This is a genomic window from Sodalis sp. dw_96 (assembly GCF_018449575.1).
Lineage (GTDB): Bacteria > Pseudomonadota > Gammaproteobacteria > Enterobacterales > Enterobacteriaceae > Acerihabitans.
This window is the reverse complement of sequence record NZ_JAAVUT010000003.1, coordinates 62,452-74,500: the sequence shown is the minus strand read 5'-3', so window position 1 is coordinate 74,500 and position 12,049 is coordinate 62,452. Positions and strand designations below refer to the sequence as shown.

The window sequence follows — 12,049 nt, the reverse complement described above, 5'->3', positions numbered from 1 at the left end:
TGGCCCCTTATGGGACGGTGTGGCTGATTTGCATCTCAAGGGTCAGGGATTCTCCCGGCGCCAGAATAGCCAGTCCGGGCAGCCCCGGCAAATTATGGGCATTCACCGGGTGGGTTTGCGGCTCAAGGCAAATAAAATCGCTGTCGGCGGGCTGATAAACCATCAATATATCGGCGGTACTGCTCAGGGTTACGGTGGAACCGTCATGGGTATCATGGAGCGTCGCCCTACCTCGCCAGCCGGAAAAGGCATTGTTGATCCACCCCTTTCCCGGGACGCGGGGGGAGGAAAAATCCCACCCGGCGGGCATGGTATCCCGCCACTCCGCCGGCAGGTGATGTTCCCGCTCCGGCCAATAGCCGTTTCCCTGGAACCACAGCGTCGTGGCGGGAGTTTTGGTAAAAAAGGGATGGAACCCCAATCCGAAGGGAAAGGGCTGGTCGTCGGTATTGGTGATGCTCAGGGTGGCCAGCAACGCCTCGCCCTGTAGCTGATAGCACAGCCGGGCATCATACTTGCAGACCCCGGACAGTGCGGACTCCAGCGCCAGGGTGACCGAGTCAGGCTGCTGTTGCACCAGGGTCCAGAGCCGCAGCCAGCCGTCGCCGTGCAGGAAAAAGCGCTCATCATAAGGCGACGAAGGCAACTTTACCCTCTGCCCCCGCCAGTCAAAAGCGTTGCCTTCCACGCGGTTCGCCATGGGCAGCATGGGAAACAGGGCGCACTCCCCCGGCGCCGCCAGGGAGTTTTTCGTCGTACGCAGAATATTTACGCTGTCCGAAGTAACGAGGTTTAACAACGCGGCCCCCTGCAGTCTGCACTGCAGGGAGAGTCCGGCATTATTTAGCGTGATTATGTGCATAATCCAGCTCCGCCTGATCGCCGAAGCGCTGTTCAAGCGCCTCCAGGGTGACGCCTTTGGTTTCCGGCACTTTGCGCCAGATGAAGGCAAACCCGGCCAGGCATATGATGCCGTAGAGCAGGAAACTGCCCGAGGCTCCCAGCGCGGCGTTCAGCAGCGGGAAGGTATAGGTCAGCAGGAAACAGGCCACCCAAAGGGAGAAGGTTCCCACCGCCATGGCCATACCCCGTACCCGGTTGGGAAAGATTTCCGATAGCAATACCCAGGTGACGGGCGCCAGGGTCAGGGCATAGATGGCGATGGCCACCAAAACCAACAACAACACCGGCATACCCATGATGCCGAACGCATAGGCGGCGGCAATCAGGGCATAAATCACCGTCAGCCCCAGTGATCCCAGCAGCATCAGCTTGCGGCGGCCGAGCTTGTCCACCAGCGGCAGGGCGATAATGGTAAAAATAAGATTGATTAGGCCGGTGGCCACAATGGACTTCAGCGTATCGTTGATATCAAAGCCGGCGGAAGCAAAGATCTCCTGGGCATAGTTAAAGATGACGTTAATGCCGCACCACTGCTGAAATACCGCCAGCACGATACCGATAATCATCACCGGACGGACCCGGCGGGCGAACAACTGCGGCAACCGCACCCGACGGACATCGTCCGCATCCATGGACTGGCGAATCTCCGCCAGCATCCTGTGGGCATAGTCGGCGCTGCCGATTTTGGCCAGCACCTTTTCCGCCTTCTCGAAGCGGCCTACTTTTACCAGCCAGCGCGGGGATTCCGGCACCATAAACAGCAGAACCAAAAACGCCACCGCCGGTACCGCGCCTGAGCCGAACATCCAGCGCCAGCCCATTTGACCGTTCCAGGACTGCGCAATGGCCGCCATGCTTGCATGGGCGGTCACCGGCTCGGCTATCATGAGATTCACCAACTGGGCGGCCAGCACGCCGATGACTATGGTCAGCTGATTCACCGCCACAAAGGTACCGCGCTTTTCCGCCGGACTGACTTCGGCGATGTACATGGGGGATAATGCCGACGCCAGCCCGATGCCGATACCGCCGATAATCCGGAAAATCACGAAGACCTCAAAGTTATGCGCCGTGGCCGCGCCCCAGGCCGACGCGGTAAACATCACCGCCGCCAGCAGCAGCGGCAGTTTACGGCCGAAACGATCGGAAAGCGTGCCGGAGATAATGGCCCCCGCCACGCAGCCGGCCAGGGCGGAACTCATCGCCCAGCCGGACTGGGCCGGACTGGTGATACCGAAATAGGCTTCATAAAACGGCTTGGCGCCGCCTATCACTACCCAGTCATAACCGAATAACAGACCGCCGCAGGCGGCCACCAGACAAATTGACCAAACATAGGCAAGATTGAGCTGACTCGTGCGTTTCATACGACCACCCTATTGGTTTTGTGGGGAGCAGTCCTGCATCTCTTTGGCCAGCATCGCCGCCAACACCGAGAATATCTGCGCTTTATCATGGTTGGGATTACGTGCCAGCAAGGCGGCGCATTGCTGTTGCCAGCGGACGCCGTCTTCCAGCCCCAGATAAGCCAGGGCGCTGACAAATAGGCAATGTTGCTCATGGTTTTGCTGCGGATCGCTGTCCAGCACCACCAGGTCGGGGAGAGATACCGCAAAGAAATCCGTGCCCACCGGCCGGTTTATGGCCTTCGTCGACCAGTCCAGCATCCGGGTGAAAATTTCCCGTGCCTGCGGCTGTTGCCCCAGCCGCATCAATGCCGCACCCTGGTAGAACAGATAGTCCACCGGCTGATCGTTGTAATAACGGCTTTCATTGATATCGCTGTTGCCCCGCGCCGCGCGCTGAAAATACTCACGGGCCTGTTGATTTTGCGCTGAACGGGCTGCGCACACCCCCTGCCAAAAAGAAATGTCATTGTCGGTTTGCCCCACCAGGCGGCCTTCCCCGAGGTTCGGCGGATAATGCAGCGCCGCATCCAGGCTCTCCATGGCGGCCTGCGTCCGCCCGTCCGCCAGCAGGGCATGCGCTTGGCGCAGTTGCGTTATCACATACTGGGCGGTCACTTTGCCCTCGCCCCCTTCCCAGGGGTGGAAAGCGTGGGTACGCAGCAGCTCTTGCGCTTTTTCCGGTTGCCCCAGCTGATTGTATAAACCCAGCAGTTCGGCAATCAGATCGTCCCGTTTAAGCGCCACCGACAAATGAGCCGACAGTAAAGTCAGCCGCTCAGCCGGTTGGACGCCGCAGAGCTTGCGCAGGTGATCCCATTCAAACAACAGTCGCGCATCCGTGGGCGCCAAGGTAAAGGCCTGCTGGAAACAGCGCTCGGCCTGAGCCAGGTCACGCCGCTTGTTGAAATAAAACACCGCCAGATCGCGCCAGGCGCCGGCAAAAGAGGGTTGTAGCTCCAGGCAGCGCTGCCAGCAGGCAACCGCCCGCTCATAGCTGCGTTTGCTGTAATGGAAACAGCCCAACAGGTAATGGGCGAAATAACACTCCGGCACCTGTTCCAGCATGGCCGCTTCCGCCAGTTGATTGGGAAAGCGCACCCATCGGCTGAAGTTATCCCGTGCCCGCCCGAGCAACGCCAGATATTGTGCTTGGGGAACGCTGTCTTTCAGCAGTACGGCGCGTAAATAAACCGGCAGGGTTTCCTGGCTGTCCAGCAGCTCAAGCACCGTCAGGGCCTCCTGCCGAAGGCCGAACGACAACAGGGTGTTGGCGATAGCCAGGGCGTTCATGCCCCGGCCGCCGGTGACCCGCCGCAGTTCATCCAGGAATTCCGGCCGGTTATCAAACAGGTAGCGCAAGGCGAACAGGACATAGTGCAGCGGGTAGGTCTGTAATTGCATGTCTATATAAGCCAGACTGTCCGCCAGGCGGCCGCTGCGCTGAAGCATCGCCGCCCGCAGCGCCAGCAGGCCGTAGTGAGCGCCGTTGCTCAGTAAGCCCTGATCGGCGAAGGCCAGCGCTTGCCGCCACAAACGCCGCCGGGCGGCGATACGTCCCAGGCCGAAAAAACCGCCCTCCTTGCCGTTGCCGCTCCAGGTGGCACGATAAAAATCTTCATAGGCGTCCTCCCATTGCTCCAAACGCTCATGGGCGCAGGCGCGGATCAGGCTGGCGCCGCCGTCACGGGGATTTTTATTCAGCCGGTGTCCGCGCGCCAGCGCCGTATCGGCATAGTCAATAGCCCGCCGGTATTCGGCGCGGTTGTATTCTTTCACCGCCAGCGCCAGATTGCAGCGGTAATCGCCGGCATCCAGCGCCAGGCCGCGCTGATAATAATCGTCCGCCCCCTGGCCGGCATGGTTGTATTGATCAAGATGCTGACCGATGAACCAGGCTTCGTCGGCGCTGTTGATATCGGCGGCGGGACGCGGAGGCACGGCGGGAGACGGTAATGGCGCGTCCGTGACGTGATGTTCCAGATAATCGAGCACCATATTGCCCTGATTATCCAGCAGTTCGATGGACAGTCGACCGGGAAAATCCCCGGCAAAATCCTGCTGAACCGCCTGGGCGGGAGTGAGATTAACGGCGGTCTCAAACAGCGGCCCAGACTGTCCTTCGACGCGAATAACCAGGCGATACTCATGCAGTGTCGTCACCGCATACACCCCCCAGGTCAGCCCGGTAGCGGTGCGTTCCAGCTTCAGGGCGGCGTCGGTACTGGCGTTTTGCACCATGCCCAAAGTGTTATAGGGCAAGAAATTCTGCACAAAGCGTTTTTCTTCCCCCGCGTCCAGCCAGGTGAAGTCAGGCTGATTATCGGTGTACACGCCGGTCATCAATTCGATATAAGGCCCGTTGGCGTCGGTGAGGTTGCGATCCCAGGCGCGGCCGAACTCGCAGTTGCCCCAAGTCCACTGTTTCTTGCCGGGGGAGACGTGATGATCGGCGATATGCAGTAATCCCCCCTGCTCGTTATGACTGTAGGCGCCGACAAAATCGTAATCCGACTTGTAGGCCATATAAGAAGTGGGCACCGGGATATTCTTATAGCGGGAAATATCCACCCCGGCGGAATAGTCCACTTTATAGTAGGTGCCGGTGGCAATGGGGAAGGTGGAAACATCCCGTTTGCCGTGGTCGAATACCGCCGTCACATCCGGGGGAAAGACGCTTTGATGATCGTCACCTCCTTTTACCGCCGGATTGGCCCACCACAAAAACGGCCGCGGCGTATCGTTGCCGTTGAAAATTCTCGCGCTGATTTCAATCAACGCCCGGTCCGGATACAGGGTAAAACCGGTCATCACCTGCAGCCCGCGCATGGGTTCGATTTCTCCCAGCCAAATCGTACAGGCGCCGTCTTCACCGGTTTGCAGCCGGAAATCCACCGGCATGTAGGTGGTGGGCCGGTGATGCTGCGGCCAGTTGAACTCGATGCCGCCGGAAATCCAGGGTCCGAGCAGCCCCACCAGCGCCGGTTTGATCACCTCGTTGTGATAAATAAAATCACGCTGCCTGATTTTGTCATAGGCCCGCTGGATACGCCCCCCAAGCTCAGGCAGCAGCATGACCCGCAGGTAATCATTTTCCAGCCAAAGCGCCTGATACTCCCGCGGCGATTTCTCCCCGGTCAGGGTATCAATCACGCCATAGGGATACACCGCGCCGGAAGACCCTTGGTAAACCCGATGCTCCAGAAACATCGGATGGGTATCCTGTTCACCGGTCCGGTAGGTGGGAATCGAGACGCTTTCCTGCCACACCCTCACTGCACCTGCCATATCCGCCTCACTCAATCTTTTGATTAAAAATTTCAGTAGGGGCAGTATAAAGAACAATATCTAGCCTATATTCGTGAAGCTTCACGCATTACAGTTAAGTGAGTTTAGTGAATGAGCCTATTCGGTATTAACAATCAATTCATGCGCAGCCATAACAAGTCGGTGATAATCAGCCATTTATACCGGGAGAAAACCGCCAGTAAATCCACCTTGGCGCGCCTGAGCCAGTTGAGCATCCCGGCGGTGAGCAATATCCTCGACGAGCTGTTAGCGGAGGGCTACCTGAACCGTTCAACGGTGAATTTACATACCCGGGGCAATAACGGCGGCAGCTATCAGATAGCGGCTCGCGGAAATATCCTGTGCCTGAATATTTCGCCGTTTCTGATTGAAAGCGTGCTGACGGACGGACTGGTACGCCCGCTGCAGCCCCTGCAACGCCTCAAAACACAGATCATGACACCGCAACAGCTGCAGCAGGAGATTGAACGTCAGTACCACCATGACCGGCAATACGATCCCCAGACCCCACTGCGTATCGCGCTGTCGGTACACGGCCAGGTCAATCCCCGCACCGGCGTTTCGGAGAGAATGCCCCAGGCGGTATGGCACGAACCTATTGAGCTGCGTTATCTCCTGGAAGAAAAGCTGGGCACCCGGCTGCTGCTGGACAATGACTGCGTCATGCTGGCCCTGGCGGAGAAGTGGCAAAATCCCGCCAGCGCCAATGATTTTTGCGTTATCAATCTCGATTACGGCATCGGTTCGTCATTTGTTATCGATAGGGAGATTTATCGCGGTAATCTGTTCGGCAGCGGCCAGATCGGCCATACGATTATCGATCCCGATGGGACGGCCTGCCCCTGCGGACGCTACGGCTGCCTGGAAACCATCGCGTCGCTTTCGTCGCTGAAAAAACGCGCTCGCATGCAGTTGAAAATGACCCCTGACAGCAACCTGGAACAGACCCCCATCGACACCGCCTGGTTAATCCGTGAATTCCACGGCGGCAACCCCGAGGTACGCCTGATGGTGAATAATGCGGCGCGGGCCGTCGGCCTTAGCCTGTATAATTTTCTGAATGTGCTGAATATCAATCATATTTATCTTTACGGCCGCAGCTGCAAGTTCGGCGCCGACTGGCTGAACATTATCCATGAACAGACCCACTACAATCCCTTCGATGGCGGCAACACTACGCGGGAGAACGCTACGCAAATCGTCGTGGGCAGCCTGACCCGACAGCAGCAGGTGATGGGCATCGGCTTTCTGTATGCAGAAGATATTTTGAAAAACGGCCTGTTTCAAAAAGCAGAGGCAGCGGCGAAATAAGCAGGTCCGCCAGCACCAATCGTGCAACGAGCCTGTTAAAGGGAGACCGCGCCAATGGGGTCGAATCGGGCGTGGTTTTCCCGCCCGACCGAGCGCCACATGGCACGGTAGGCCCGCCAGCACCGATCATGCAACGAACCTGTTAAAGGGAGACCGCGCCAATGGGGTCGAATCGGGCGTGGTTTTCCCGCCCGACCGAGCGCCACATGGCACGGTAGGCCCGCCAGCACCGATCGTGCAACGAACCTGTTAAAGGGAGACCGCGCCGACAACGGGCGCGGTCAGTATCTTTTTGCCGCCACCCCAGTCAGCGCTTACTCACCTCACTCCGGCAACAGCCCGATAAACGTGGTTTTCTTACGCGGTCCGGTCATCAACGGCTCCAGCAGCTCCACGCAGCGTAAATAGTGCGGGGTCTTTTTGTGCGCCGCCACCGCCAGCTCATCTCGATAGGCTTCATAGATGTAAAAACGGTGCGGCAACTGTTCGTCCCGCAGCACGTCAAACCGCAGATTGCCCGGTTCCCGTATGGAACCCAGATGGTTCTGCCGGAACACCGCCAGAAACTCCTCCACCCGATCCGGTTTGACATTGATTTCCACCAGCGTCACATGCATCTTCACCCTCTCACGAATGTTGTTCGCTTAAAAACAGTTGATAGGCCCGTTCGGCGTTTTCACCCCGATGGACCACCGCCCGCACCGCTTTCAGCATAGCCACCGGCGCGGCGGACTGAAAAATATTGCGCCCCATGTCCACCCCGGAGGCGCCCTGGTCGATGGCGCGATAACACATCTCCAGCGCATCCCGCTCCGGCAGTTTTTTACCGCCGGCGATAACAATAGGTACCGGACAGCCCGCCGCCACCCGCTCAAAACCGGTATCGGTATAGTAGGTTTTGATGATTTGCGCCCCAATCTCTGCGGCGATGCGCGTCGCCAGGGAGAAATAGCGCTGATCCCGCGCCATGTCCTTACCCACCCCGGTCACCGCCATGGTTGGCATGCCGTAGCGGGTACCCTGATCCACCAGCTGGATGATATTTTTTATGGACTGATGCTCGTATTCGCTGCCGATATAGACCTGGGCCGCCATAGCCGCCACGTTCAATCGCAGCGCGTCCTCGATACACACCGCCACCGCCTCGTTGGACAGCTCGCCGAGGATAGAGTTGGCGCCGGAAGCGCGCAGCACCACCGGCTTGTTCACCGCCGGCGAAACCACGCTGCGTAAAATACCCCGCGTGCACATCAACACATCGGTATGGGCGAACAGCGGCGCGATATGCAGATCGATCCGCTCAAGCCCGGTAGTCGGACCCTGGAAGTACCCATGATCGAATGCCAGCATCACCGTATGGCCGGATTCAGGGTTGAAAATCCGCGCCAGCCGCGACTGCATCCCCCAATCCAGCGCCCCGCTCCCTTTGAGGAAAAACGGCGCAACCCGTTGCGCCACGCCGATGCCGAAGTCTTTACCGTCTTTGATATCATCTAAATCAGCCATGATAACAGCCTCCCAAGTACCGATTAAAAGTCGTATTTACCTATATTGTTTTTGTCGAACGACGCCCGCTGCGACAGCGGATCCAGTTGGGACGGCGTGCCCTGGTTGACATAAATTGAACGGCATTCCGGTTTGGAGCCGGAATCCCAGGTAAGCACCTTTACGCCGCGCTGCATGGCGCGTTTCAACGCCGAGCAAAGACCGTCCGGCGACACCGCCGACACGATGATGTCGTTATAACCCTGGCTGGCAAAATGTGTGTTTAACCGGACCTGGCCGGAGACGCCCGGTTCGGTGGGGCCTTCATAGGCGACGGTCGCCTCCGGCTCGTCCCCGGCCGCAAAGGCGCCGTTGCCGCCGCTGGTGAAAAGACCCACCGCCGCCAGCTTTGGATTTAACACAATGCTTTCTGCGGCCAAGGCCCCGGCAAGGCAGGCTGACGCCAGACCGAGCGCCGCCGCGAATATCACCTTGCGCCGGATTTTGGTAGCCATGTTAATTCTCCATCGGCCATGGAAAGTTGTTTATAAAGACAACCGCAGGCGCAGCCGGCGGCTAGCGGCAGTGGTTGCGTCATATCCCCCATGACCAAAATGAACAAATGAATTTAAAATTCAAAATTGTTCATAATCCTAGCCGGGGTGATATAATAAAAACGCTAAATTGATCACATTTCATTCATGTACATAATCATTGTCGTATGGGGAAATAAGGTCATCACGTTTTTGCAGGGCCGGTCACAGTTCACTTTCCACGTAAACTGAACAATTGAATATAATTTTAATAAGTGTTCTCTATGAATAAAAATAGTCGTGAAATGAAGGGGCTCGAAAATTTCAACCCAGCGGACAACGGCATGGCTGAACCGGAATTGTTGGCGCGCATTGCCTGGTTCTATTACCACGATGGCTTGACCCAGGGAGAAATCGGCGATCAGCTTGGTCTGACGCGGCTTAAAGTGTCGCGCCTGCTGGAGAAGGGCCGCCAATCAGGAGTGATCCGCGTGCAGATCAACTCCCGTTACGAAGGCTGCCTGGAACTGGAAAATCTGCTGCTGGAGCGGTTCAATCTACAGCATGTGCGGGTACTGCCGGCATTGCCGCAGCGGGAGATCAACCGGCGCATCGGCGTGGGCGCGGCCCAGGTTATCATGACCCATTTACAGCCTCAGCAGCTGCTGGCGGTGGGTTTTGGCGAGACCGCCATGAGCACCCTCCAGCATTTGAGCGGTTTTATCAGCTCGCAGCAGGTACGGCTGGTGACGCTGTCCGGCGGCGTCGGCCCTTATATGACCGGCATCGGCCAGCTGGACGCCGCCTGCAGCGTCAGCATTATTCCGGCGCCGCTGCGCGCTTCCTCCGCCGAGGTCGCCGCCATATTCCGCCGGGAGCCCAGCGTACATGACGTCATGCTGACCGCCTGCGCCGCCGATATCGCGGTGGTGGGCATCGGTGCGCTGAACCAAAAACGCGACGCCACCATTTTGCGTTCCGGCTATATCAGCGAAGGGGAACAGCAGCTGTTCGGCCGCAAAGGCGCGGTGGGAGACATCCTCGGTTATTTCCTGCAGCGCAACGGTGAACTGGCTGAATCCATGCCGATTCACCAGGAGCTTATCGGCGTGTCATTACCGGATTTAACGAATATTCCGCAGGTAATAGGGGTGGCGGGCGGCGCGGAAAAAGCCGAAGCGATCCTGGCGGCCCTGGCGGGCAAACATATTAATGCATTAATTACCGAGGAAAGCACCGTACGGGCCATGCTGGCTTTGCTTTAACTCAACCGGGATTACCGGTGCCGCCGGGTGAAATCATACCGGTTATGACGGGCCATCGGTTCTGATTCCACCGCGCGCTTCGGCGCCGCTGACACAGAGATAATGACAATGACAACACTCTGTACCCCTGCTCCACCCGCCGCTGACTCCGGCTATCTTATGGCGCTGGATGCCGGCACCGGCAGTTTCCGTGCGGTGATTTTTGATACCGCGGGCAGCCAGCTGGCGGTCGGCCAGGCTGAATGGCAGCATCTGGCGGATCCGCACATCCCCGGCTCCATGGCATTCGATCTGGAAAAAAACTGGCAACTGGTATGCAACTGCATCCAGCGGGCCTTAACCGCCGCCGCCATTGACCCCCGGCAAATTCACGCCGTGGCCGCCTGTTCAATGCGCGAGGGCATCGTGCTCTACGATCGCCAGGGTAAGCCCATCTGGGCCTGCGCCAATGTCGATGCCCGCGCCAGCCGGGAAGTCAGTGAACTGAAAGAGCTGCACGATAACGGTTTTGAACGGGAAGTCTATCAATGCTCGGGACAAACCCTGGCCCTCAGCGCCATGCCGCGCCTATTATGGCTGGCGCACCACCGGCCGGATGTCTATCGCCGGGCGACGACGCTCACCATGATCAGCGACTGGCTGGCCTATATGCTCAGCGGTGAGCTGGCGGTGGATCCCTCCAATGCCGGCACCACCGGCATGCTCAGTCTGGCAAGCCGGGACTGGCAGCGCAGCCTGCTGGATATGGCCGGTCTGCGGGCCGATTTATTGTCCCCGGTTCGGGAAACCGGCACCGTGCTGGGCGCGGTGACCCTGGCAGCGGCTCATGCCTGCGGGCTGGCGGCCGGCACACCGGTCGTTATGGGGGGCGGCGACGTCCAGCTCGGCAGTCTGGGGCTGGGCATTGTCCGGCCGGGACAAACGGCGGTGCTGGGGGGTACTTTTTGGCAGCAGGTGGTGAATTTACCCGCCGCCATAACCGATCCGGAGATGAACATCCGCGTGAATCCCCATGTGATCCCGGGCATGGTGCAAGCGGAATCCATCAGCTTTTTCACCGGCCTGACCATGCGCTGGTTTCGCGACGCCTTTTGCGGCGAAGAGAAGCTCATTGCCGAGCGGATGGGTGTGGATGCCTACAGCCTTCTGGAGGACATGGCCGCCCGCGTACCGGCCGGCTCTTACGGCGTCATGCCGATCTTCTCCGATGCCATGCGTTTTAAGACCTGGTATCACGCCGCCCCCTCTTTTATCAATCTCTCCATTGATCCGGAGCGCTGCAATAAACAAACCTTGTTTCGCGCCCTTGAGGAAAACGCCGCCATCGTCTCCGCCTGCAACCTGGAACAGATTGCCCTTTTCTCCGGCGTCCAGCCCCCGTCGGTAGTGTTTGCCGGCGGCGGATCCAAAGGCAAATTATGGTGTCAGATCCTGAGCGATGTCACCGGCCTGACGGTGAAGGTCCCGGAAGTGAAAGAAGCCACCGCCCTGGGCTGCGCCATCGCCGCCGGTGTCGGCGCCGGTATTTATCCTTCCCTGGCGGAAACCGGCGAACGCCTGGTGCGCTGGCAGCGGGAGTATCAGCCGAATGCGGAAAATCACCAGCTCTATCGCCAAATGAAAGCCAGCTGGCAGGCGGTATACGCCGATCAGCTGGGACTGGTGGATGAAGGTTTGACCACCTCGATGTGGAAAGCGCCAGGCCTGTGATCGGTATCGCTTAACGCTCGCAATGAGGCGGCACCCAATCCGGCCGCGGTACCGGCATGTCAAACGAAGACGCGGACACCTATTCACAGCAGGCGACCACGATAAAACCGTCGAGCCGATATGTCTG

At 58.6% G+C, this 12,049-nt stretch carries 8 protein-coding genes and 1 pseudogene; 3 read left to right on the top strand and 6 right to left on the bottom strand.

Translation table 11 applies throughout. The features are described 5' to 3' along the window. Positions 1–7: 7 nt before the first annotated feature. The 3 genes from HB631_RS05855 to HB631_RS05845 are packed head-to-tail and all read right to left on the bottom strand — an operon-like array spanning position 8 to position 5,597. The gene (locus tag HB631_RS05855) at positions 8–862 is read right to left on the bottom strand and encodes an aldose 1-epimerase (protein WP_213990222.1); all 855 of its coding nucleotides are present in this window, start codon (positions 860–862) and stop codon (positions 8–10) included. After that, positions 840–2,270 carry a sugar porter family MFS transporter gene (locus tag HB631_RS05850; RefSeq protein WP_213990221.1) on the bottom strand — a complete coding sequence of 477 codons (1,431 nt, stop codon included), beginning with the start codon at positions 2,268–2,270 and terminating at the stop codon, positions 840–842. The genes HB631_RS05855 and HB631_RS05850 overlap by 23 nt, the downstream gene beginning before the upstream one ends. A gap of 9 nt (positions 2,271–2,279) precedes the next feature. Continuing rightward, on the bottom strand, positions 2,280–5,597 hold the full coding sequence (locus HB631_RS05845) for a DUF5107 domain-containing protein (RefSeq protein ID WP_213990220.1): 3,318 nt from the start codon (positions 5,595–5,597) through the stop codon (positions 2,280–2,282). A gap of 111 nt (positions 5,598–5,708) precedes the next feature. On the opposite strand from HB631_RS05845, the gene HB631_RS05840 reads away from it, so the two are divergent. Continuing rightward, positions 5,709–6,929 carry an ROK family transcriptional regulator gene (locus tag HB631_RS05840; RefSeq protein ID WP_213990219.1) on the top strand — a complete coding sequence of 407 codons (1,221 nt, stop codon included), beginning with the start codon at positions 5,709–5,711 and terminating at the stop codon, positions 6,927–6,929. Between the two features lie 323 nt (positions 6,930–7,252). Here HB631_RS05840 and lsrG read toward each other — a convergent pair whose 3' ends face one another. The 3 genes and pseudogenes from lsrG to HB631_RS05825 all read right to left on the bottom strand — a co-directional run. Continuing rightward, positions 7,253–7,546: a (4S)-4-hydroxy-5-phosphonooxypentane-2,3-dione isomerase gene (gene lsrG / locus HB631_RS05835; RefSeq protein ID WP_213990218.1), complete on the bottom strand. Its 294-nt coding sequence runs from the start codon at positions 7,544–7,546 to the stop codon at positions 7,253–7,255. A 10-nt stretch (positions 7,547–7,556) separates the two neighbouring features. Next, positions 7,557–8,435 carry a 3-hydroxy-5-phosphonooxypentane-2,4-dione thiolase gene (lsrF, locus tag HB631_RS05830; protein WP_213990217.1) on the bottom strand — a complete coding sequence of 293 codons (879 nt, stop codon included), beginning with the start codon at positions 8,433–8,435 and terminating at the stop codon, positions 7,557–7,559. 83 nt (positions 8,436–8,518) lie between these two features. Further along, positions 8,519–8,929 (bottom strand): annotated as a pseudogene (locus HB631_RS05825) (substrate-binding domain-containing protein); the annotation flags it as partial. A gap of 302 nt (positions 8,930–9,231) precedes the next feature. Here HB631_RS05825 and lsrR point away from each other — a divergent pair. After that, the gene (lsrR, locus tag HB631_RS05820) at positions 9,232–10,212 is read left to right on the top strand and encodes a transcriptional regulator LsrR (protein WP_213990215.1); all 981 of its coding nucleotides are present in this window, start codon (positions 9,232–9,234) and stop codon (positions 10,210–10,212) included. A gap of 108 nt (positions 10,213–10,320) precedes the next feature. After that, entirely contained in the window at positions 10,321–11,922 is a 1,602-nt protein-coding gene (lsrK, locus tag HB631_RS05815) for an autoinducer-2 kinase (protein WP_213990542.1), read from the top strand. Positions 11,923–12,049: the final 127 nt, after the last annotated feature.

What these genes read in the sequence shown, in the direction of transcription:
- HB631_RS05855 (WP_213990222.1), bottom strand. Translation starts at nt 862, where the DNA reads ATGCACATAATCACGCTAAATAATGCCGGACTCTCCCTGCAGTGCAGA.
- HB631_RS05850 (WP_213990221.1), bottom strand. Translation starts at nt 2,270, where the DNA reads ATGAAACGCACGAGTCAGCTCAATCTTGCCTATGTTTGGTCAATTTGT.
- HB631_RS05845 (WP_213990220.1), bottom strand. Translation starts at nt 5,597, where the DNA reads ATGGCAGGTGCAGTGAGGGTGTGGCAGGAAAGCGTCTCGATTCCCACC.
- HB631_RS05840 (WP_213990219.1), top strand. Translation starts at nt 5,709, where the DNA reads ATGAGCCTATTCGGTATTAACAATCAATTCATGCGCAGCCATAACAAG.
- lsrG (WP_213990218.1), bottom strand. Translation starts at nt 7,546, where the DNA reads ATGCATGTGACGCTGGTGGAAATCAATGTCAAACCGGATCGGGTGGAG.
- lsrF (WP_213990217.1), bottom strand. Translation starts at nt 8,435, where the DNA reads ATGGCTGATTTAGATGATATCAAAGACGGTAAAGACTTCGGCATCGGC.
- lsrR (WP_213990215.1), top strand. Translation starts at nt 9,232, where the DNA reads ATGAATAAAAATAGTCGTGAAATGAAGGGGCTCGAAAATTTCAACCCA.
- lsrK (WP_213990542.1), top strand. Translation starts at nt 10,321, where the DNA reads ATGACAACACTCTGTACCCCTGCTCCACCCGCCGCTGACTCCGGCTAT.